Source organism: Kribbella voronezhensis (assembly GCF_004365175.1).
Classification (GTDB): Bacteria; Actinomycetota; Actinomycetes; order Propionibacteriales; family Kribbellaceae; genus Kribbella; species Kribbella voronezhensis.
Window position 1 is genome coordinate 4,323,384 of the sequence record NZ_SOCE01000001.1, and the last position, 22,527, is coordinate 4,345,910.

Below are 22,527 nucleotides of genomic sequence, written 5' to 3' on the forward strand. Positions count from 1 at the left end.
AGCGGTGATCCGAGTAGTCCTCGGGCACCGCGGCACTTTGGTGCGAGGCGCACTGGCCGCGGTGTTGGCAAGAGAGTCCGATCTCGAGGTCGTGGCGGAGCTGGACAGCTCGGACGACGTTCTGCCCTCGGTGACGCGCCGGCCGCACGTGGTGCTGCTGGATCCGCAGCTGCCCGGCAAGATCGGGATCGAGAGCCTGTGCCTCAAACTGACCGGCCGCGGCGTGCTGGTGCTGATCGATCACGAGGCGATCGCCGCGACCAGTCTGGCGCTGGTCAAGCAGGCACCCCGGATCGGCTTGATAGCGACCGACGCGACCACCGATCAGCTGGTCCAGGCGATCCGGGACGTCGCCAAGGGTCTGCCGGTCGTCGACGTCCGGCTCGCGGTCGCAGCGCTGAAGGCGGGCGACAACCCGCTGACCGATCGGGAGTGCGAAGTACTCCGCCAGGTCACCACCGGCGCTACCGCCCAGGAGATCGCCCGCACGCTCAGCCTGAGCACGGGGACGGTGCGCAACTACCTGTCCCGCATCCTCACCAAGACCGGTGCCCGCAGCCGGATCGAGGCGATCCGGAAGGCTCAGGACGCGGGCTGGATCTGATCGCGTCGCAGCTGGACTCCGGGCTGCCAGTGACCGAGTAGCTCCCGGTAGAGCGGCGAGGTCCTCAGCAGGGTCTGGTGAGTGCCGACGGCGGCCTTGTTGCCGTCGAGGACGAGGATCCGTCGCGCCCGGAGGGCCGAGCTGATCCGGTGCGCGATCACGATCACCGTGCCGCCGCGTGCCGCGAACGCTTCTTCTGCTCGACGCTCGGCGTCGGGATCGAGGAAACAGGTCGCTTCGTCCAGGACGACAAGCGGCGCGGGGGACAGGTAGGCCCGCGTGAGCGCGATCAGTTGTCGTTCGCCAGGCGACAGGTCGGCGGGTCGTAGCCGTGCCTCCAGCCCGCCCAGCCGATCGATCAGGGCAGCCGCGCCGACCGCATCGATGGCCTGCCGGACTTCGGCGTCCGAGGCGTCCGGCAGCAGGTAGACCAGGTTCTCCAGCACCGTGCCCGTGAAGACGTAGGCCTCTTGCGGAATCAGCACCCGCGTCATCGCCAGCCGGTCGGTGGACAGCTCGCTGGGCGGCACGCCGCCGAGCAGGAGCCGGCCGCTGGTCGGAGTGAGCATCCCGCAGACGAGAGCGGCCAGCGTCGACTTCCCGATTCCGCTGGGCCCGACGACGGCCAGGTGTTCGCCCTCGGTCACGGTCAGGTCCAGATCCGCCAGCACCGGTTCGGCGTTCGGGCCGTAGGCGAAGGTCAGTCCTCGCAGCCGGAGCTGATGGCCCTTGGAATCGGCCATGGGCCGGGGCGCGAGCTGGTACGCCGTGCTGTCGAGGATCCGTCCGAGCGTGATGACGTAGCGCAGTCCACTGTCGCCCAGCGCTCCCATCACGGTGTTCAAGGCAGGTTGCAGGCTGATCAGCACGTAGGTGAGGCCACCGAGCAACGTGCCGGTGCTGACGCCATGACCGACGAGCCAAGGCCCCATCGCCAGGAGGATCAGCAAGGGCGCCCAACCGCCGAGCGCGAAGCACAGGGTCCGCAGGGCGGCCACTCTGGCCAGCGATCGCTCGGCGGCAGCCTGCTCGTCGATCGGCCGGCCGACGATCCGCTCCGCGAACTCCTCCGAGCCGGTCGCTGTGATGTCGCGAACTCCGCTGAACACCATCCCGGCAGCCGTCGCCAGCTCCTCGTCGGCCCGGAGCGACGCCCGGACCCGGTCCGCGGCGATCCCGAGCACCGCGAGCGAAGCCACGAACCCCACCAGGAACGGCGGTACGACGAACACCGCGACCATCGGCGCCAAGGACAACAACCCGGCCAGTACGCCGAACAGCGTGACGCCGAAGTTCCGGATCACCAGGACCAAGCCGGCGAAGGTGTCGCGGACGATCTCCACCTGGCGGTTCAGCCGTGCCACCGACGCGTCGTCGCCGGTCTGCAAGGCGCCGGCCACCACCCGGCGTACGAGGTCGTCGCGGAGGGGCTCGACCAGTTCGCCGAGGCGGCCGTAGACCTGGTGGGCGCCGGCGGCTCCGAGGCAGGCGGTGGCGACGAGTCCGGCCAGCCAGGCGATACCTCGCCAGGCGTGTCCGGCCAGGAAGTTGTCCGTCGCGTGAGCGACAGCCACGCCGTAGATTGCCGTCGGCAAGATCTCCGGGACGGACCAGGCGGCCAGCTTCAGGGCCGGGCGCTTCCGCAGTGCGGCGAAGCCGTAGCGCAGCTCGCGATTCATCCGAACACCTCGCGATAGCAGGCGTCCTGCCACAACTCGGCGTGCGAGCCGACCGCGCGTACCAGTCCGCTGTCCAGCCAGATCACCAAATCGGCGCGGGCGGCCGTGGCGGTCCGGTGGGTGACGATCAGCCTGGTCCGGCGGTGCCGGTCCTCGGTCAGCGTCTTGCTGATCTGCATCTCGGTGGCGGTGTCGAGACTGGAGGTCGCGTCGTCGAGCACCAGCAAGCGGCTCGCCGGCCAGGCCCGGGCCAGCCCCAGCCGTTGCCGTTCGCCACCGGACATCGGTGCCTTGAGCAACGGTGTGCGATAGCCGTCGGGGAGTCGGCTCACGAAGTCGTGCGCATGGGTGGCGCGGGCGGCGGCCAAAGTCCGGACCGGGCCGATCACGTGGTGGGAAATCGCGTCGCCCACGGTGGTCCCGACCAGCTGGGGACGCTCGAAAGCGCAGCCGATCGCGGCGCGTAGCATCTGCCGGTTCACCGCTTGCAGTGGTACGCCGTCCAGCAGGACCTGTCCCTCGGACGGGTCGCGCAGCCGGGCAGCGAGGGCGGCGAGCACCGACTTGCCGGCTCCGCTCGGCCCGACCACGGCGACCGTGGCTCCGCCGGGCAGTTCGAGATTCACGCCGGCCAGCAGCACCTTCTCACCGGCCACCACCGACACTCCGTCGAAGGTGAGCCTGCCGGGGCCGGCCGGTAGCGGAAGGGTGCCGTGGGCAACGGTTTCGACAGCGAGCACTTCGCCGGCCCGGCGGCTTCCGGCCCGCGCCCGGGCCAGCTCGCCGAGCACACCGGTCAGGCTGCCGAGGCCGGCACCGAGTACGGCGTACTGGCCGGCGGCGAACAGCTCCCCGGCAGTGATTCGTCCGGCCACCAGCTGTAGGCCGCCGACGGCCAGAACCGCCACCAGGACAAGGGGTCCGACGATCGCTGCCTGGGCACCGGAGCGGGCGAGGACGCGCCAGGTGAGCAGGCCGTGTTTGTGCAGTTCGGGAAGGAGGGCAAGGATCCGGCGCTCTTCGCGGGCGTTCGTGCCGGCTGCCGTGATCGTGCGCAGGCCGGTGAGAGCCTCGGTCAGCAGACCGGCGATCCGGCCCTGGGTCTCTTGGTAGGCGAGGCTGATCTCCGCGGTCCGGCGGGCGAACACCCAGAGCACGCCGATCACCAGCAGGATGCCGCCGAAGAAGGCGGCCGCGAGCCAGGGGTCGATCAGCGCCAGCAGCACCAGGCTTCCCGCCGGCGGGACGATCGCGGCGACGGCGTTGACGATCGCCGGCCCGGCCTGGGCGGCGTCGACGGCGTTACCGCTCACCCGGGTGACGAGATCGCCGGTGTCGAACGCGCGGGTTCCGTCGGGTCCGCTGCGGACGACGTTGCTGACCAGGCGATGCCGCAACCACGCCGTCGTGCTGACGACACAAGCCGTGCCGGTGAACACCTCGACGAGCGCGCAGCCGATCCCGATCGCGATCAGCCCGGCGGCCAGGGCGAACCACTTTCCGTACCCGTGGTGGGCGACGATCGCGTCGACGGACCGCCCAAGCACCGTCGGCAACGCAAGCGCCACGCCACTACCGAGCAAGGCGGTCACCCCAAGCACCGGCAGCCAACCCCGCCCGCGGCGCACCACACCCCGAAACTCCGACGCCCGCTCGCCACTCATAACCCAGCCCAACCAAAAGAACCGACCTCGCCCGGAGAGCCGTGTTGGGCGGGGGTGGGATGGTCGCCGGAGGAGGTGGTGGGTGGGGTGGTGTGGGTGGAGAGGAAGGCGAGGATGTCGGCGGCCAGGGCGATGCTCGTGCTGGCTGGGCGGGGGCCGTGGCCGGAGGTTTGGTCGAGGCGGAAGACGATTGGGCGATCGCTGTCGGTTGCGTACTGAAGGGCCGCGCACATCTTGCGGGCGTGCAGTGGGTCGACGCGGGTGTCGCCGCCGAAGACCGTGAACAGCACGGCCGGATACTTCACGCCCGGCACCACCCGGTGGTACGGCGAGTAGCTCAGCAGGTGCTCGAAGGCGACCGGATCAGACGCCGAGCCGAATTCCGGCACCCAGTTCGCCCCGAGTCCGGACAACTCGTAGCGGACCATGTCCAGCAACGGCGCCGAGCACACAGCCGCGGCGAACAGTTCCGGCCGCTGCGTTACCGCGGCGCCGACCAGGAGTCCGCCGTTGGACTCACCGCAGAGCGCGAGCCGATCCGTCGACGTCCATCCCTCGGCGATCAGGAACTCGGCCGCGGCGATGTAGTCGTCGAAGACCTTCTGCTTCCCGCCCAACGTTCCCGCCCGATGCCAGTCCTCGCCGCCCTCGCCGCCACCGCGGAGGTTGGCGGTCACGAAGACACCACCGGCTTCGACCCAGGCCAGGGCGAACGCCGAGTACGTCGGAGTCAGCGACTGCCCGAAACCGCCGTACCCGTAGAGGATTGCCGGCCGCGGACCGGATCGGCCAGGCTTCGCGATGACCAGCATCCGCAGGACGGTCCCGTCGGCCGAGCGGTACTCCAGTTCCTGCGTCTCGGCGTCCAGTTCGCCGATCGCACCCGGCGGATCGGACCACCGGGTCGTCCGCGCTGTGCTGGCGTCGTACTTGAAGATCGCCGCCGGGGTGACGCTGTCGGTGTAGCTGAACCAGGCCTCGTAACCGCCTTCGGGGCGGCTGGTCAGTGAACCGACCGAGCCCGCGCCGGGTAGCTCGACCTCGCCGAGCCGTCGCCCGGTCACCAGGTCGTGGACGACGATCTCCCCGAGCGCTCGTCTGGTCCGGCCGACGAGAACGACCTTGTCGAGGACGGCGAGACTGCTCAGCGGCGCCTCGGGATCGGCCGGAACGAAGTCGTGCCAGACCAGCGGTTCCTCCGGGTCGCCGATGCAGATGCGGCCGGTCGGCGCGTCGCGGGTGGTGACGACGTACAGGCGGCCGTCGGGGCCGACCGACAGCAAGGTGATCGCGTCGACGTCTTTCTGGATCACGGCCGGCGGCTCGTCCTTGCTCAGATCGGCCAGCCAGAGATCATTGCCGGAACCGCGAACCGCCGAGATCGTCAGCCAGCGCCCGTCCGCGCTGAGTTCCAACCCGTACGACGCTTCGCCGGGCAGCACCTGGAGATCGTCGGCCGAGCCGAGCCGGTGTCGCAGGACGTGCCGGAATCGCACGTAGTAGAAGGATTCTCCGTCCGGGAGCCAGGCGACGGGCGAGTAGCGGCAACCGTCGATCGGACCGTCCACAAGGTTGCCTGTGGCAACGTCGAGCACGAACAGTCTTGCTTGTTCGGTGCCTCCGCTGGAGAGCTGGTAGGCGACGAGGGAGCCGTCCGGAGAGGGCTGCCAGCTGTCGAGATTCGTGGAGCCGGTGGGATCGAGTTGCTGTGGATCGAGCAGCGGGACGTCATCGACGAAGAGGACCGGGTGCTCCTGGGCGGGTTCTTGCCGGAGTACGAAGCAGCGGTCGCCGCGCCAGAGCGGGGCGGTCGTTGAACCGACCGCGGAGAGGTTCTTGATCCGGGTCCGGAACCGGAAGCGGTTCGACAGACCCGCGGCGTGCTGCAGCCAGAGCTCGTCCTGGATCTGCTGCCAGTGCAGGGTTTCCGGACTGTCTGCATCCTCCAGCCAGCGATAAGGATCCGCCACGGCATGCCCGTGCAACTCTTCAACCAACGGCAACCGCGGCGCAGAAGCACGCGAGTGCACGTCGGCGCCCGGTTGCGGTGCGGGGCCGGACGGCGCGCCGGGTGACGAGTGCGGGCTGGTGCTGGGGTGGTGGGGTCGGGGGTGCACGGGTTCTCCTTCCGGCGGGGAGTGGGTTCGGCCCTGGGGGAATTGCTTCACCCCAGGGCCTTCGAAACCCTTGCACCGGCCACTCAGAACCGGTGCGCCGGCGCCGATCAGTGGCAGAGCAGAAGGCTCAGGTTGCTCGGGGTGTGCGAAGCGCAGCCCAGAACGGTCAGCGTGGAGCCACCACCGTGGTGGTGGCCGCCGCCGTAGCCGGGGGTCTCCAGACCCTGAAGGTCGAGAAGTGCCATGTGTTTACACCTCCTTCGATGTGCCTAGTAGGGATGGGGACTCGGACCACTGGGGAGATCCGAGGAACGGGAGGGACACCGGCTGCTCGTGCAGCGCGGCTCCCAGAGCCAGCAGGACGCCGGCCGATCCGGTCGCCAGGTCCATCGAGAGACGGAGCAGCTGGTTGCCGGGGTAGGTGAGGCCACCGGCGAACGGCATCGCATGCCAGCCGAGGCCGTTCACCAGGTCGTCGAGGGTGTCCTGAGGCTCGGCCAGCGCGGCCGCGGTCAGCAGCAGGCCGGCGCGACCCATGAACAACCCGGGCTGGACGTAGTACGAGCAGTGGGTGACCCGGCGCAGGTCCGCGAGCGTGGCGGCCAGTTCCTCGTCCGGGCGGTGCCGCAGATAGCGCTCCAGCACGAGCGCGATGCCGGCCGAGCCCTCCTCGAGGTACGGCAGCGTTCGCCAGCCCTGGTTCACCTGCAGCATGCCGTCCGGCGTCATCAGGCAGCGGCGGAGGTCCTGCCGTAGCGCGATCTCGGCCAGGTCGAGCAGTCCGGTGTCACCGAACCACTCGAACGCCTGGAGGAACAACAGCGCCGGACCGGACGACCCGAACATCAGCCCGGCCCGCGGATGCGGCCCGCCACTGAGTTCCGGTACGTCGTGGACATCGCCCAGCCGATCCGCCACCAGGTCGAGGACCCGGATCGCCTTGGCCTGCAGGGCAGGCTCCGCTGCGAAGTGCAGCAGGTTCAGGCCGATACCGGCCAGGCCGGAGTGCAGCCCGAGCTCGCGAGCCTCGTAGTCGTCGGCGAGGGTCCGGTCGATCGCGTCGAGAGCATCCTGCCGGTAGCCGAGTTCGTCGAGTACGTGCGCGACGCCGTGCAGTCCGTCGTACAGGCCGGGCCCGCTGTCCGAGGCGATGGCCTGCTTGCGCAGCCACTCGTCGTACTGCGGGAAGCGGCCGGCGCCCGTCTTCGCCAGGGCATACAGGACTCCCGCTGCTCCCGTGGCGAGGTTGGTGCCGCCGCCCGGCTGGAACTGCGCGATGTCGCCCGGGAACAGCCGGTCGCCGCGCTCCGGCGTCGCACTGGCAACGATTGCCTTCGTCAGCGCCGAACGAACCTCGGCCCACTCCGACCTGCCGGGCATGGCGAGGCCGGCCATCTCCGGATCGCTGCTGACGCCGGCGCCGACGACGGTCCGGACCGCGGCGTCGATAGTTGCCTTCGGCACCGGAAAGGTCTCGGTGATCATCTCGGCGAGCTGGAAGGCCTTGCCGGGATGGAGATTCAGCAGCATCGTCGCTTGCGGCGCGTAGAGCCCGAGGGTGATACAGGCCAGCGCGTAGAGGTCGACGTCGACGCCTTGCCGATCGGCCGGAGCAGCGTAGCCGGGATGCGCGAGCGCCGACCGGGCCTGCTCCTCGGCCAGTGTGGCGACCTCGAAGTCGATCAGGACCAGCCGGTCGTCGAGACCGAGGAGCACGTTGTCGGGGTGCAGGTCGCAGAAGACCACGCCCCGTTCGTGCAGCTGGCGGACGGCGGCCTCGACCCGCGCGACCATCGCGGCGGCCCAGTCGGCGTACTCCGCGCGCTCGGCCTCGGTCGCGTCCGGGTGGGTCAGTGGGTAGCGGCGGACCAGCTCGCGCTGCAGGGAGTTCGAGTCGACGTGCTCCTGGACCAGGAAGTGGTGCTCGCCGAGCTGGAAGTAGTCGTGCAGCTGTGGCACCACGTCGAGTCCGTCGAGGCGCCGCAGGATGTCCCGCTCGTGACCGATCCGGGCCACGGCGTCCCGGCCGCCCATGTCGAGACCGGCCAGCGGGCGGCCCTCCTTGAGCACCACCCGCGTGCCGGTCTCGTTGTGGTGCCCGAGGTAGACGCCGCCGCCGTTGGAGAACTGGATGACGCTCTCGATCGTGTACGCCAGCTCGTTGGTGGTGACCGCGTTCCTGGCTTCGAGATGGGACTCGAGGAAGGACGGCAGGGTTGCCCACGGCGGCATCGAGAAGGTCGGGCCGCGGTGGTCAGGCACCAGCCGGCCTTGGTCGTCGACGAGGGCCAGGACCCTCTCGCCGGAGTCGTTCAGGCAATAGCGGCTGACGAACGCGCCGTACCGGACGAAGAGTGGACCCTCGGCGTAGCGCAGGTCACTCAGGATGTACGGACCCCGCACGCCGTGCAGGAGGTCGTCGAGCTCCTTCAGCACCAGCTCGAGCTGGGCCTCGTCGGTCGGGTAGATCGTCACCAGCTTGCCGCTCGAACCGCGTGGGGCGGACTTCGAGTTGACCATCACCAGGACGGGCTCGTTGCGGAGGAACTTGAACGCGATACCGCGGGGGACGCAGTAGTCCCAGACCGTCGCCAGCGCTCGCTCGGCATCCGCGAGACCGGCGGAGACGTGGATCTTCCAGCCCTGGTCCGGCAGCTTCAGCCCGGTCGGCGCGTAGTGCATCCACAGGTCGCCGGGCACGTGCTGCCAGCCGGCCGGGACAGGACGCGAGCAGAGCGCGAAGTCCGGATGCTCGGCACCACGCTTGGTCGGGGTGTCGTAGAACCGCCGGTCGGCCAGGCAGTACAACTCGTAACTTTCCATGCGGATTCGTCCCCCTCTCTCGTGGTTGCCCCGGCACATCTTGGGCAGCACGGAAGGGGTCGGCGTAGTGCATGACGTCACGACTAGGCCGTGAAGAACTCACTCGCTACGAGTGAGTAAGTAAACACTCTTTGTTACGTCTCCATCACTTTGAGCGGTGAAATCGGTGTTACATGATGCCAATTCGTGGCAGTGCGATCACAGGCCGTAACTTCGCGGCAGTAACTTCGTGTCACCTGTCGAGCACGGTCTGTATACAGCGATCACTCGGCCGCCCGGGCCTGCTGGCTGGCGTAGTACGCGCCCTTCCGGGCCCGCATCACCTCGCCGAGCGGGCGGTGCTCGATCAACGCGTTCCAGGGGTCGAACCGGGCCGCTTCGACCTGTGTCGCGAGCGCCTCGTCCGGCTTCTGCCGGGGCACGGTCAGCCGGGCCACCGTCAGATAGGGCGCCGCAGTCCAGTCGACCGAAGCGTCCTCGATCGGGGTGGCCGTCTCGTCGGTGAAGAACTGCACCTGCAGGTCGTAGGACATTGGACCCTCGATCAACCGGTCGTAGATGTCCGCCGCCCAATCGTTGCTCGCCGACGGGTTCACCTGGTCCGAGGCGGCGGCCAGTCGGACGCGGACGGCGTACGGGCCGAAGGCGATCGGGGCGGCGCTGAAGAAGTCGTGGGTCGCGAATCCGCTGAACGGCGACTTGAGCGCGGCCGAGACGGTCTTGAGTTGCGGGATCATGCCCGGGTTCTTGAGCAGCCGGAGCAGGAGATTGCCCGGTGTGCTGCCGCCGGTGGTGACAACCTTGGTGAAGTCCTCGCTCGTCGCGGAACTGAATCGCTCGTGGTTGATCAGCGCGAAGTCCTGCGATACCGCCTCGCCGCCGAGCGCGGCCCGGCCGGAGACGCCGAGCACCTTGATCGAGAAGCCGCGGATGTCGGGCACGCTGTCGGCCGCGCGGTTGAAGCCGCCGTTGGACAGCCGGATCCACGCGTCGTACCGGTCGGGGGTCCTGAACAGACCCTGTCGCGCGTACTCCGGCAGGTCGGCCAGGACGTCCAGAGTCGCCCGCAGCGCGGCGACCTGCTTGCGGTGCAGCGCCCGTCCCGTCCCGTACTTCTCCGACTTCCGGTCCTGCATCGCGACGAACTCCGCCGCCTGCGCCTCGTGCCGTTCCTGCTCGTCCGCCCCGATCACTTCACGCCACTCGGTACTCGGCTCTGCCACGGCATCTCCCATCGCAAGGATCCAGCGGGTCCCGCCCAGTATCCGCCGTCGCATTGGTTGCGCCAGGCAACCGGCCGGTGCGTGGTCAACTCGGGTAGGTCTGGATCTCGGTGGCTTTGAGGGTGGCGTGCAGGTGTTGGCCCGGGGCGAGGCGGAGTTCGGCGACGGCCGCGGGGGTGATGTCGGCGAGGAGCGTGGCCGGGCCGGCCGGAGAAGCATCGAGGCGGACGCGAACGGTGTGGGCGTGCTGTTCGAGTCCGGTGACCACCGCCGGCCAGGTGTTGCGGGGGCTGCCGGCCGGCTGCTCGGCGTACAGGCTGATCGCTGACGGCGGGAAAGCCACGTGGACGCTGCCGGAGGTGGGTGCGGCGATCGTCAGGGAGCCGCCGCTGGTGAGCGCGACGAGAGTGCCCTGGGCGGTGCCGCGGTACAGGTTGAGGCCGACCAGTTGGGCGACGTACTCCGTCCGCGGCCGACGGGCGATCTCGGTGGGAGCGCCTTCCTGGACGACACGGCCGTGTTCGACGATGACGAGGCGGTCGGCCAGCACCATCGCGTCCAGCGGGTCGTGGGTGACGAGGAGAGTGCGGCCCTGGTACCGACGGAGGTGCTCGCCGAGCTCAGCGCGCACATGCAATGTCGTACTTGCGTCCAGGGCTGCCAGGGGCTCGTCCAGGAGGAGCAGTTCGGGTGTGGTGGCGAGCGCGCGGACCAGCGCGACCCGCTGCGCCTGGCCGCCGGACAGGGAGCGCGGGCGACTCTTCAGGTGATCGCCGAGACCGACGGCGTCGAGCCAGCGGGTCGCCTCGGCGCGGGCGGAGTGCTTGTCCGTACCGCGAGCTCTGAGGCCGAAGGCGACGTTCTCCAAGGCACTGAGGTGGTCGAACAGCAGATAGTCCTGGAACACCACGCCGATCGGGCGGCGGTCGGCCGGGCGGAACACCCGCGGCGGCTCGTCCCAGACCTCGTCCCCGAGGCGGATCCGGCCGTCGGTGAGCGGTAGCAGCCCGGCGATGGCGCGGAGGGCGGTGGTCTTGCCCGCGCCGTTCGGGCCGAGCAGCGCGACCACCTCGCCTGGCTCGACGGTGAGTTCGAGGTCGAGGCTGAAGGCGGACCGGGTGACCTGCAGGTCGGCGTACAGGGTCATCGCAGACCACTGATCCAGCGTTCGCGCAGACACGCGAGAACGACGACGGAGACGGCCAGCAGTACGACGCTGAGCACCACCGCGACGTCGGGGTCGGTCTCCAGGGCGAGATAGACGGCCAGCGGCATCGTCGTCGTACGGCCGGGCAGGTTGCCCGCGAAGGTGATCGTGGCGCCGAATTCACCGAGCGCCCGGGCCCAGCACAGTACTGCGCCTGCCACGACACCCGGCGCGATCGACGGCAGCGTGACCCGGCGGAACGTCAGCCAGCGTCCTGCGCCGAGAGTGGCGGCCGCTTCCTCGTACCGCGGGTCTGCCGCGCGCAGGGCGCCTTCCACGGAGATCACCAGGAACGGCATCGCGACGAAGGCCTCCGCGACGATCACGCCGGCCGTGGTGAACGGCAAAGAGAACCCGAACCAGAGGTCGAGGCGTTCGCCGATCAAGCCGCGCCGCCCGAGGACCAGTAGCAGTGCAACACCGCCCACCACCGGCGGCAATACGAGCGGGACGGTCACCAGCGCGCGGATGAGTCCGCGACCCGGTAGCTCCGCTCTGGCGAGTAGCCAGGCCAGAGGGACGCCCAGAAGGAGACAGAGCACTGTGGCGGCGCTGGCACAGAGCAGGGAGAGTTTGAGGGCCTGCCCGACGTCGGCACTGAACAGACGCGAGGGCAGCGTCGACCAGGGCGCCTGTGCGAGCAAGCCGGTCAGAGGGACGAGCAGGAAGGCGAGACCGAGCAGTGCAGGCAGCAGGAGGATCAAGGGCACGCGCCCCCTGATCCTCCTGCTGCCGCGGCGACTCATGGCGCGTCGAAACCGGCTGCGGTGAGGACGGCTTTGCCCTGGGCGGACAACACGTAGTCGACGAACGCTTTCGCGCCTTCCGGGTTCTTCGCCTTGGTCAACGTCGCGATCGGGTAGTCGTTGATCGCCTTGTCCGCCTCCGGGAACTCGATCCCCTCGACCTTGCCCCGCGCGGCCAGGACATCGGTCTGGTAGACCAGCGCCGCGTCGACCTCGCCGAGGCTGACCTTGGTCACGGCCGCCTTCACGTCCTGCTCCAGGCTGTCGGGCTGGGCGGCGACGCCGGCGGCGTCGAAGACTTTCTTGGCGGCCGAGCCACAAGGCACCTGAGCCGCGCAGACGGCAAGCTTCTTGTCCTTGTCGGCGAAGTCCTTCAGGCCGGTGATCTTGCCGGGATTGCCCTTCGGGACAGCGATCTCCAGCTTGTTCTTCACGAACGTGGTGGCGGGGCCTTTGTCGGTCACCTGGTCCAGGTTCTTCGGTGCGGCGGAGGCGAAGACGTCGGCCGGAGCGCCGGCGTTGATCTGCTGCGCGAGTGCCGAGCTCCCCGCGAAGTTGAAGACGACCTTGACGCCGGGATGGGCGGCCTCGAAGTCCTTGCCGAGCTGGGTGAAGGCACCGGTGAGGGAAGCGGCCGCGAAGACAGTGATCGTGCCGGTGGGCCCTGTGGTCGAGGAAGCCGGTACTTCGTCGCTGCCGCACGCGGCGACGGCGAGTGCGGCGACCGCGGTCAGGGCGGCGGCGACGGTACGGCGGAACATCAGGACTCCGGGATCTCGACGACGACGTGGGTGGACTTGATCGACGCGACGGCGATCACACCGGGCTCCAGCTCCAGCTCGTCGGCGGCCTCGCGGCTCATCAGCGAGACGACGCGGAACGGGCCGGCCTGCAACTCCACCTGTGCCATCACCCCGTCCTTGACCACCCGCGTGACGATGCCGCGCAGCCGGTTCCGCGCCGAGGCGGCGGTCGTCGTGCCGGGGTCCGGCGACTCGGCCAGCTTCTGCGCGAACGCCGCCAGCTCGCGCCCGTCGACCGCCATCCGGCCACCGTCCTGGACGGCCGGCAACCGGCCCTGCTCGATCCAGCGCCGGACGGTGTCATCGCTGACTCCGAGCAGCGCGGCCGCCTCACTGATCCGCAAATTCGGCACAAATGTGATCTTAGCGCCGTATCTGCGGATGGCCTGCGGTGGTTTCTCCGGCATAGGTTTGGATCATGAGCGCGACGGGGCTGCGGGACTATCTGGACGGGCCGTACAAGGCGGCGCGGGATGTCGTCCGGGAGGGGCTGGCCGAGCATGCCGGTCTGCTGGACGCGGGACTGCGGCTGACCCGCGACGAGTACCGCGACGAGGTGCTCGCGATGCTCCAGCAGATCACCGCGGACGGGCATCCCGGCCGCGGGTTCCCGAAGGAGTACGGCGGTCAGGGCGACCTCGGCGGCTTCATCGCCGGATTCGAGACACTGGCCTTCGGCGACCTGTCGCTGATGGTGAAGGCGGGTGTCCAGTTCGGTCTGTTCGCCGGCGCGATCCTGCACCTGGGCACCACGCGGCACCACGAGGAGTACCTGGCCGACGCGATCAACGGCCAGTTGCTCGGCTGCTTCGCGATGACCGAGACCGGGCACGGCTCGAACGTCCAGGCGCTCGGCACCACCGCGACGTACGACCCGGCCACGGAAGAGTTCGTCATCCACACGCCGCACGAAGGTGCGCGCAAGGACTACATCGGCAACGCCGCCCGGCACGGCCGGATGGCGGCGGTCTTCGCCCAGCTCGTCGTCGGCGGCGAAAGCCATGGCGTGCACTGCCTGCTGGTCCCGATCCGATCCCTCGACGGCGACCCGCTTCCTGGCGTGACCCTGAGCGACTGCGGGCCGAAGCTCGGCCTGAACGGTGTGGACAACGGCCGGATCGTCTTCGACCACGTCCGCGTACCCCGTACCGCGCTGCTCGACCGGTATGCCCAGGTCGATGCTGAGGGCACCTATACCAGCGAGATCGAGAACCCGGACCGCCGCTTCTTCACGATGCTCGGCACCCTCGTCCAGGGCCGCGTCTCGGTCGGCGGCGCCGCGATCAACGCGAGCAAGGTGGCGCTGACGATCGCCGTCCGGTACGCCGACCAGCGGCGGCAGTTCGGCGCGCCGGGGAGTGCCAACGAGGCGCTGCTCCTCGACTACCGGATGCACCAGCGCCGGTTGCTGCCGTTGCTGGCCCGGACCTACGCGCTGCACTTCGCTCAGGCCGAGCTGGTCGAGGAGTTCGTCCGGCTGTTCGGCGGGGGAAGGAACGAAAGCGAGGGAAGGAAGGAAGGCGTTGCGGTTGGTGAGGGCGACGAACACGATCGCCGGGCGCTCGAGGCGCAGGCGGCCGGGACGAAGGCGCTCGGCACCTGGCACGCGACGGAGACGATCCAGATGTGCCGGGAGGCCTGCGGTGGCGCCGGCTACCTCGCCGAGAACCGGCTGGCCGCACTGAAGGCTGACACGGACGTGTTCACCACCTTCGAGGGCGACAACACCGTCCTGCTGCAACTGGTCGCCAAAGGTCTGCTGACCAATTACCGCGAGTCCTTCGGCAAGCTCGACCCGCTCGGGACCGCCCGGTTCATCGCCGCCCAGGCCGTCGAGATCGCGGTGGAGAAGACCGCGCTGCGGACGCTGGCCGAGCGGCTGCGCGACGTGGTGCCGAACCGGAGCGACTCGGCCGATCCCGACGCGGGGCTCCGCGACGACGCGTACCACTGCGGCATGCTGCGGTTCCGGGAGGAGCACATGCTCGCTGGAGTAGCTCGCCGGCTGAAGGCGGGGATCGACTCCGGGATGGAGCCGTTCGAGGTGTTCAACCGGTGTCAGGACCACGTGATCGCGGCCGGCCGGGCGCACGTCGACCGGGTCGTTCTGGAGGCGTTCCTGGCCGGAGTACAGCGTGCTCCGGAGGGCGAGGTGCGGGAGCGGCTGAAGGAACTGTACGACCTGCACGCGCTGGCGACGATCGAGGCGGAGCGCGCCTGGTACATCGAGCACGGCCGGTTGTCGGGGCCGCGGTCGAAGGCGATCACGGCGCTGGTGAACGAGCTTTGTGCCCAGGTCAGGCCGTACGCCGGCGACCTGGTGGACGCGTTCGGAGTACCGGGCGCGGCGGTGGATGTGCCGATGGTTGTACCGTCACAGCATGAGTGAGCCGATTGAGCCCGCGTCGGCCGCCGAGGCCGCCCGCGAACTGGCGAGGGTGTTGCTGGAACAAGCCGACGCCCTGGACCTGCACGACCTGCGGGCCACCACGGCGATCGAGAACGTCCGGGTCCAGGCCCGGGTGCTCGCCGACGCCGTGCACGAGCGGGGCTGGGGCGACATCTTCCTCGGCATCGACTCCTACGATCCCGACGAGCTGGACGACGACCTGCCGCTGGGCCCGGACGACTTCGACGACCCGGCCGACTACCGGGAGATGGTCGAAGGCGCCGGCCTCGACGAGCTGGACGAACCGCTGGTCCCCGAGAACGGGATCCGGCTCAGCTACCAGGCGCGGTACGACTTCGTGGTGACCGATCCGGAGGCGTTCATCGCCTACGTCCGCGGCCGCGCCGACGAGGCGCAGAACGACGAGGTCATCGACGACATCGAGGACGCCCGGTCGGCCTTCGAACTGCTCGGCTACCTGGACGGGCTCGGCTCCAAGGACTACGACGGCGTCGGGCTGAGCCCCGCCGGTGGCGAGGAGTCGCACAAGGTCGTGGAGTTCTCGCTGTGGGACATGGACCCGACTCGCCGGGACGACACCTACCCGTACTGATCGCCTTGCCAGGTTGTGGTTGTGAGCTCAACCGTTGCCTTGGAGAACGACTTTATTGTTGTTGCGGCAGGCAACTTCACTACCAGTAGTGAGTGGTTGTACACAAAGCGTCGCCTTACTCAAGATCAATGCAAATGTTTGATCCCGAGCGTGGCGGGGGTGTCCGCGGCCGTGACAACGTTCAGTTGTCGGCGACGGACGGGTCGCTGACACAGGCTCTAGGAAGTCCCGCGGCCCTCCCGTCCGGAACCGGACTGTACCTCCCCTGCCGGTTCCGGAATGAGACGCGGTACCTCCCTCCTTCGGGGCCGACCGCCCTCTCGGGGCAAAGCAAGACGCCGGCCGTGTCGCCGGGGTGCCGGTCGCCAGTGAGGTGGCGACCGACACCCGACACGGCCGGCGTTTCTTTCTGCCCGGTCAGGCCGTCAGGTGGGCCAGGACGGCGAGCACGCGGCGGTGGCTGTCCGGGGTGTCGTCGATCCGCAACTTGTGGAAGATGCTTCGCATGTGGGTCTCGACCGTGCGTTCGGCCAGGACGAGCCGGTCCGCGATCGCGCTGTTCGACAGTCCTTCCGCCACCAGGGCCAGTACTTCGCGCTCCCGGGCCGACAAGGCGGTGAGCGGATCGTTCATCCGGGTCGGCGTGACGAGAGCCGCCACGATCGCCGGGTCCAGCGCCGAGCCCCCGTCCGCGACCCGGCGCATGGCGTCGAGGAAGTCGGCGACCCGCAGTACCCGGTCCTTCAGCAGGTAGCCGAAGCCGCCGGTGGCGACGAGCTCCACGACGTGCTTGGTCTCCACGTGCTGGGACAGCATCAGGATCGGCCGGGCCGGGTTCTCGGCGCGCAGGGTCTTGGCGGCCCGGGCGCCGTCGTCGCTCATCGTCGGCGGCATCCGGACGTCGATGATGGTCAGGTCCGGCTCGACCTCGGCCACCGCTTCGACGAGTGTGTCGGCGTCCGCGACCGCACGGACGACCTCGTGTCCGTTGTCCACCAGCAGGCGGCTCAGACCCTCACGAAACAAGGCGGAATCCTCGCCGATCACGACGCGCACGGGATCTCCGCCCTGATCGAGGTACCCGCGCCGGGCGGGCTGTCCAGCGTCAACGAGCCGCCGACCGAGGCCACCCGGTCCCGCAGCGAGGTCAACCCGAAGCCTTCCCGGGCACCGCCGATCCCGTCGTCGCGGACGACGACTCGCAGCCGTTGCCCGAGCTGCTCGACCTCGATCGAGATCCGGGTCGCGCGCGCATGCTTCAGCGTGTTGGCGATCGCCTCACCCACCGTGAAGTACACCGCCGTCGCCACGCCTTCCCCGACCTGGACTTCCGGTACCACCAGGTCGACCGGTACGGAGCTGTCCTGGACCAGCCGGCGCAGCGCGACCGCCAGCCCGTCGTCCAATCGGCTCGGCCTCACTCCGTGCGCGATCCGCCGCAGCTCTGCCACGGTCTGCTCGAGCGACTCAACCAGCTCATCGATTTCCTTGTACTGCGTGGCGCCGAGTCGATGCTGCAGCGACCTGAGTCGCATGCCGACGGCAATCAACTGCTGTTGGGCGCCGTCGTGCAGGTCCCGCTCCAGTCGTTGCCGTTCGACCGTCACCGCCGCCATCAATCGGGACCGGCTGGCCCGTACTTCGGCCAGTGCGTCCTGCAGCTCCAGTCGTAGCCGGCTCACCTCGATCGGCAAGCGGGCCTCGACCGCCGCCTCGCGGGCGCGCCTGACGCGGCGGGCTGACGTCGTGCCGAGGACCAGCGCGCCGACGGCCGAATCGCCTGTGGACAAGGGGATCGCACCTTCGGGCAGATCGAGCTCCTCGCCGGGGCGCTGCAGGATGACCTGAAGTTCGGGGTCGCCGAGAGCTTTCCGGAGTACGTTTTGGACCTGCTCCGGCTCGGCCTGGCCGTCGCGGACCCGCCGGACGAAGTCCTTGATCTGGGCAACGGCTGTCGTCCGGTCGGGATCGACCAGGCGGCCGACGCCGCGGTGCAGCCAGTGGAAGAGGGGGAGCAGGAGGAGAGCCGTGACGAAGGCGGCGCTGGTGACGCCGGCCCGTTGCTGCCGCGGGAAAAGGGTGTCAACGGCAACCACCACGGCGGCGAAGATCGCGGCCGAGACGATCGTGGTGATCAGCCAGCTGACCGTCGTACCGAAGAAGCGGTCGATGTCCAGCAGGTCGTGCCGCAGGATCGCGACGGTGATCGCGGCCGGGACCAGGAACAGCATCGCGACCAGGAAGCCCAGGTAGGCGACGTCACCCGGCAGCCCGGCGGCGATCGCCAGCCAACTCGTTGCCAACAGCACCGGCACGCTGATCGCCGCGCACATCAGCCAGCGCAGCCGGATCCGGTCCAGCTCGCGGCCGCGGCGATATCTGACGACCAGGCTGACGGCAACTGCCAGCAGGATCCCGATCAGCCCGGCCATGGCCACCACGATGAGCCCGCCCCGCACTGGGGCGGGCAGCACGAACGGCGGCCTGCCGACGACACGCTCGGGCTCGGAAGTGGCCGAGTAGTTGTCGATGTCGGTGGCGATGACGAAGTTGACCAGGGCCAGCCAGACCGGTACGGCGATCGCGATCGTGCGCCACCTGCGGCCGGGGAGCAGACCGTCCGGGAACACCAGGACCAGGATCGCGAAACCCAGGAACAGCCAGGTCCAGACCCCCGCCGCCACGACCTCGACAGTGCGCGCGCCAGGCCACGCGTGGGCGGTGTGGTAGCTCGATCCCCAGTCTTCGACGGCGAAGACGACTGCCGGCAACGCGCCGGTCCAGGCCAGCGCGGGACCGATCGGGCTCGTCGGCGCTCGCACCGCGACCAGCCAGCCGAGCAGGAGCGACGGCAGCAGGATCGCCATCGTCACCGGGAGGTCGCCGCCGGACCCGATCGAGGCCGGCCCGTAGGCGAGTGCCGCGCGAACGACTAGGCCCGCGACGTACGCGACTGACGCGGCGGTCACCCACCCCAGTGGCCTGGTCACAGTCACATCATCACCCCGGCCGGCTCGGCAGCGCATCAGTGCCAGCACTTGGCCGACTGCGGCGCTGGCACGGATGTCGGCGCGCTGTTCCGAGCGGGAGCGTAGGCGGTGTCAGAACTTCGAGGAGGGGAATCCCATGGTTGCCATCATCACCGTCCTGTTCGCCTTTCCGCTCGGCTACTTCCTGCGGAACCGCACTTCGGCCTACCTCGCCTACGTGGCGATCTACGCCTACTCCTTCACATTCCAGACCCTCTACCTACTTCGCTCCTGGATCGGCGGCAGCGGCGAGGCCTTCCCGCGCGACGCGGAGAAGCTTCCCCTCGGCTACCTAGCCGTCACCGCGGGCATCTACGCCGTCGGCTTCGTCCTGATCACCGTCGCCCACCGCCTCGCCACCAAGCGCCGCACCCGCCCCACCGCCCCCGTCGACCTCGACGCGGCCCGCTGATCGCACCGGCTGCCACCACCGAGGGGGAGGCGGCAGCCGGCATCAGTCAGGCGAGCTCGAGTTCGGTGACCGGGCGGGCCGGGACTTCGCCGTACGTCGTGGTGCGTTGGCGGGCGGGTCGGTTGGCTGCGGTCGCCATGGCGGTGAGTTCTTCGATGGATTTGCGGGAGCCGTGTTTCGAGCCGGCCATCCGGCTGATGGTCTCCTCCATCAACGTGCCGCCGATGTCGTTGACGCCGCCGTTGAGGACGGCGACGCAGCCGTCGACGCCGAGCTTCACCCAGGAGCACTGGATGTTGTCGATCCGGCCGTGCAGCATGATCCGCGCCATCGCGTGCACCGCGCGGTTCTCGTCGTACGTCGGGCCCGGGCGGGCCACGCCGGCCAGGTAGATCGGCGAGTTGGTGTGGATGAACGGCAGCAGGACGAACTCGGTGAACCCACCGGTCTCGTCCTGGACCGCCGCGATCGTCCGCAGGTGCTGGACCCAGTGATGCGGCGAGTCCACGTGCCCGTACATCATCGTCGACGACGACGGCAGCCCCACCTTGTGCGCGGTCGAGATCACCTCGATCCAGCTTGCCGTCGGCAACTTTCCCTTGGTGAGGATCCAGCGCACGTCGTCGTCGAGGATCTCCGCGGCCGTACCGGGGATGCTGTCCAGTCCGGCCTCCTTCACCGAGATCAGGAACTCCTCGATCGACAGCCCGGTGCGCACCGAGCCGTTGACGATCTCCATCGGTGAGTACGCGTGGACGTGCATCTGCGGCACCCTGGACTTCACGGCCCGCACGAGGTCCGCGTACGCCGTACCGGGCAGGTCGGGGTGGATACCGCCCTGCATGCAGACCTCGGTCGCGCCGATCACCCACGCCTCCTCGGCGCGCTGGGCGACCTCGTCCATCGACAGCGAGTAGGCGTCGGCGTCCGTCCGCCGCTGGGCGAACGCGCAGAACCGGCAGCCGGTGTAGCAGACGTTGGTGAAGTTGATGTTCCGGTTGACCACGTACGTCACGTCGTCGCCGACCACCTCCTTGCGCAGGTCGTCGGCGATGCGGGCGAGCTCGTCCAAGGCCGGGCCGGTGACGGTCATCAACGTCAGCGCCTGCGCATCGGAGAGGCCGGCCGGGTCGTCGGCCGCGGCGGAGAGCGCGGCCTTCACATCCGCGTCGATCCGCTCCGGGCTCGATTCCCCGGCGCGGCGAGCGGCGACGTCTTCACGCAGTACGTCCCAGTCCCCGTACGCCGCGTCGAAGTCCGAGCGGGTCTCCGTACGCCGTCCCTCGGTGTCGATCGCGGTATGCAGGTCCGTCCGCCCGACACTGTCCCAGCCGCCGTCGGGCTCCTGCCAGGGAAGGCCCTTCGGGAAGGCGGCTTCATCAGCCAGGCCGGTCTCCGGATCGACCAGCGCCTCGACGTGCGAGATCAGCCGCGGGTCGAGCCAAGGCTCCCGCAGGTACTCCGGGTGCGCGGTCAGCCTTTCCCGCAAGGTGAATCCGGCGGCCGCGGTCACCTTGGTCAGGTCGTCGAGCTGGGGCCACGGACGCTCCGGGTTCACGTGGTCGGGGGTCAGCGGCGACACCCCACCGAAGTCGTCCACGCCCGCGTCGAGGAGCAGCTTGCATTCGGCCAGATCGACCAGGTTCGGCGGCGCCTGGACGCGCATCCGCGGGCCGAGCACGATCCGGGTGACCGCGATCGCGGCCAGCCACTCGTCCAGCGGAATGTCCGCGTCGTTGCGCATCGCGGTGTCCGGCTTCACCCGGAACCCCTGGATGATGACCTCCTGGATCCCGCCGTACTGACGGGCGATCTTGCGCAGCGCGAAAATCGAGTCGGCCCGCTCCTCGAGGCTCTCGCCGATCCCGACCAGCAGGCCGGTGGTGAAGGGGACGTTCGAGCGGCCGGCGTCCTCGAGCACGCGCAGCCGGATCGCCGGGTCCTTGTCGGGCGAACCGAAGTGCGGCTGGCCCTTCTCCTCGAACAGCCGGCGCGAGGTGGTCTCCAGCATCATGCCCATGCTCGGCGCGACCGGCTTCAGCCGCTGCAGGTCCTGCCACGACATCACCCCCGGGTTCAGGTGCGGCAGCAGCCCGGTCTCTTCCAGCACGCGGATCGCCATCGCCCGCACGTAGTCGAGCGTGCTGTCGTAGCCGGCTTCCTCGAGCCACGTCTTCGCCGCGTCCCAGCGGTCCTCGGGTGCGTCGCCGAGCGTGAACAGCGCTTCCTTGCACCCGAGGACCGCGCCCTGCCGGGCGATCTCCAGCACCTCGTCCGGGCTCAGGTACGGCGAGTGCATGCGGCCCGGCGTGGTGGCGAAGGTGCAGTAGTGGCACCGGTCGCGACACAGCCTGGTCAGCGGGATGAACACCTTCTTCGAGAAGGTGACGATCCCAGTGCGGCCCGCGTCGGCGAGACCCTGGTCCCGGACTCGTGCGGCCGTCGCCATCAGGGCGGTCAGGTCATCGCCGCCCGCTGCCAGCAACACCTCGACCTCGGCCGGATCCAGCGTCTTCCCGTCGTCGGCGCGCTTGAGTGCGCGGCGCATCGCAGTAGTCGTCACGGCGACGAGCCTATGTCGCGTTCCCGGCCGGTTCTGCCGATTCGGGAGGCGAAAAACAATTAGTACGTCTGTCTTGATAGTTTGCTGTTTGTGCAGGTCAGAGGCAGTACCAGACGCCCGGACGGACGACGCGAGCGGGGTCGCGCCCGGCGTACGGAGCTGCTGATCGCGACCCTGGCGGTGATCGAGCGAGACGGTGTCGCCGGGGTCAGCCATCGCGCCGTCGCGGCCGAGGCGGGAGTGTCGCTGGCATCGACGACGTACCACTTCGCGAGCCTCGACGAATTGCTGGTGGCCGCGCTGACCTGGGCCGCGGAGGACCTGGCCGCCGAGTTGCAGGAGCGGGTCAGCGAGCTCGGCGCCCGCCCGGCCGACGAGCTCGCGCGGCTGATCGAGCACTGCCTGGTCTATCGACGGGGACGCACGCTCGCGGAGTACGAGCTCTATCTCCTGGCTGCCCGGCGACCTGCGTTGCGCGAGGCGGCCGCTGCCTGGCTCGAGCCGTTGACGCAGATCGCCCGGAGCTTCACCAGCGACCCGCACAAGGCGAGCCTGCTGGTCGCCGCGCTCGACGGGATTCTCCTGCAGGCTCTGATCGGCGCGCGGGAGTTCGACCGGGCCGACTTCCACGCTTTGCTCGCAGTACTGAGGTAGC

The 22,527-nt window shown here is 69.4% G+C and carries 18 protein-coding genes; 5 read left to right on the plus strand and 13 right to left on the minus strand.

The window, feature by feature from the left end; genetic code table 11:
• Positions 1-4 precede the first annotated feature (4 nt).
• Entirely contained in the window at positions 5-604 is a 600-nt protein-coding gene (locus EV138_RS20085; RefSeq protein ID WP_238158246.1) for a response regulator transcription factor, read from the plus strand.
• Here EV138_RS20085 and EV138_RS20090 read toward each other — a convergent pair.
• The 10 genes from EV138_RS20090 to EV138_RS20135 all read right to left on the minus strand — a co-directional run bounded on the left by EV138_RS20090 (position 583) and on the right by EV138_RS20135 (position 13,219).
• Positions 583-2,283, minus strand: coding sequence for an ABC transporter ATP-binding protein (locus EV138_RS20090; protein ID WP_133980400.1), 1,701 nt, complete (start codon positions 2,281-2,283; stop codon positions 583-585). The genes EV138_RS20085 and EV138_RS20090 overlap by 22 nt on opposite strands.
• Complete coding sequence (locus EV138_RS20095) at positions 2,280-3,875, minus strand: ABC transporter ATP-binding protein (RefSeq protein ID WP_238158247.1); 1,596 nt, start codon at positions 3,873-3,875, stop codon at positions 2,280-2,282. Before EV138_RS20095 ends, EV138_RS20090 begins: the two co-directional genes overlap by 4 nt.
• 68 nt (positions 3,876-3,943) lie before the next feature.
• On the minus strand, positions 3,944-6,064 hold the full coding sequence (locus tag EV138_RS20100) for a prolyl oligopeptidase family serine peptidase (protein ID WP_238158248.1): 2,121 nt from the start codon (positions 6,062-6,064) through the stop codon (positions 3,944-3,946).
• A 107-nt stretch (positions 6,065-6,171) separates the two neighbouring features.
• The gene (locus EV138_RS20105) at positions 6,172-6,309 is read right to left on the minus strand and encodes a SapB/AmfS family lanthipeptide (protein ID WP_133980402.1); all 138 of its coding nucleotides are present in this window, start codon (positions 6,307-6,309) and stop codon (positions 6,172-6,174) included.
• A 4-nt stretch (positions 6,310-6,313) separates the two neighbouring features.
• The gene (gene lanKC / locus EV138_RS20110; protein ID WP_133980403.1) at positions 6,314-8,887 is read right to left on the minus strand and encodes a class III lanthionine synthetase LanKC; all 2,574 of its coding nucleotides are present in this window, start codon (positions 8,885-8,887) and stop codon (positions 6,314-6,316) included.
• 263 nt (positions 8,888-9,150) lie between these two features.
• Positions 9,151-10,110 carry a catalase family protein gene (locus tag EV138_RS20115; protein ID WP_166678646.1) on the minus strand — a complete coding sequence of 320 codons (960 nt, stop codon included), beginning with the start codon at positions 10,108-10,110 and terminating at the stop codon, positions 9,151-9,153.
• A gap of 85 nt (positions 10,111-10,195) precedes the next feature.
• Complete coding sequence (locus EV138_RS20120) at positions 10,196-11,257, minus strand: ABC transporter ATP-binding protein (protein WP_133980404.1); 1,062 nt, start codon at positions 11,255-11,257, stop codon at positions 10,196-10,198.
• Positions 11,254-12,063 carry a molybdate ABC transporter permease subunit gene (modB, locus tag EV138_RS20125; RefSeq protein WP_133980405.1) on the minus strand — a complete coding sequence of 270 codons (810 nt, stop codon included), beginning with the start codon at positions 12,061-12,063 and terminating at the stop codon, positions 11,254-11,256. Before modB ends, EV138_RS20120 begins: the two co-directional genes overlap by 4 nt.
• Entirely contained in the window at positions 12,060-12,824 is a 765-nt protein-coding gene (gene modA, locus EV138_RS20130) for a molybdate ABC transporter substrate-binding protein (RefSeq protein WP_133980406.1), read from the minus strand. The genes modB and modA overlap by 4 nt, the downstream gene beginning before the upstream one ends.
• Positions 12,824-13,219: a TOBE domain-containing protein gene (locus EV138_RS20135; protein WP_133980407.1), complete on the minus strand. Its 396-nt coding sequence runs from the start codon at positions 13,217-13,219 to the stop codon at positions 12,824-12,826. The genes modA and EV138_RS20135 overlap by 1 nt, the downstream gene beginning before the upstream one ends.
• Before the next feature lie 65 nt (positions 13,220-13,284).
• On the opposite strand from EV138_RS20135, the gene EV138_RS20140 reads away from it, so the two are divergent.
• Both EV138_RS20140 and EV138_RS20145 read left to right on the plus strand, forming a co-directional pair.
• On the plus strand, positions 13,285-15,255 hold the full coding sequence (locus tag EV138_RS20140; RefSeq protein ID WP_133980408.1) for an acyl-CoA dehydrogenase family protein: 1,971 nt from the start codon (positions 13,285-13,287) through the stop codon (positions 15,253-15,255).
• A complete protein-coding gene (locus EV138_RS20145; RefSeq protein WP_133980409.1) occupies positions 15,248-15,868 on the plus strand; it encodes a hypothetical protein in 621 nt (206 codons plus the stop codon). Before EV138_RS20140 ends, EV138_RS20145 begins: the two co-directional genes overlap by 8 nt.
• A gap of 417 nt (positions 15,869-16,285) precedes the next feature.
• Here the strand turns inward: EV138_RS20145 and EV138_RS20150 are convergent, their stop codons facing one another.
• Together EV138_RS20150 and EV138_RS20155 are read right to left on the minus strand one after the other, a co-directional pair.
• Positions 16,286-16,924 carry a response regulator gene (locus tag EV138_RS20150; RefSeq protein WP_133980410.1) on the minus strand — a complete coding sequence of 213 codons (639 nt, stop codon included), beginning with the start codon at positions 16,922-16,924 and terminating at the stop codon, positions 16,286-16,288.
• Positions 16,912-18,858, minus strand: a complete 1,947-nt coding sequence (locus EV138_RS20155; RefSeq protein ID WP_133980411.1) for a sensor histidine kinase — start codon at positions 18,856-18,858, stop codon at positions 16,912-16,914. Before EV138_RS20155 ends, EV138_RS20150 begins: the two co-directional genes overlap by 13 nt.
• A gap of 136 nt (positions 18,859-18,994) precedes the next feature.
• Between EV138_RS20155 and EV138_RS20160 the strand changes: the two genes are divergently transcribed.
• The gene (locus EV138_RS20160) at positions 18,995-19,309 is read left to right on the plus strand and encodes a hypothetical protein (RefSeq protein ID WP_133980412.1); all 315 of its coding nucleotides are present in this window, start codon (positions 18,995-18,997) and stop codon (positions 19,307-19,309) included.
• Positions 19,310-19,355: 46 nt separating this feature from the next.
• On the opposite strand, the gene EV138_RS20165 is transcribed toward EV138_RS20160, so the two are convergent.
• Positions 19,356-21,872, minus strand: a complete 2,517-nt coding sequence (locus EV138_RS20165) for a bifunctional FO biosynthesis protein CofGH (protein ID WP_202866773.1) — start codon at positions 21,870-21,872, stop codon at positions 19,356-19,358.
• Between the two features lie 90 nt (positions 21,873-21,962).
• Between EV138_RS20165 and EV138_RS20170 the strand changes: the two genes are divergently transcribed.
• Positions 21,963-22,526: a TetR/AcrR family transcriptional regulator gene (locus tag EV138_RS20170; protein WP_133980413.1), complete on the plus strand. Its 564-nt coding sequence runs from the start codon at positions 21,963-21,965 to the stop codon at positions 22,524-22,526.
• The last annotated feature ends 1 nt before the right edge of the window (position 22,527 follow it).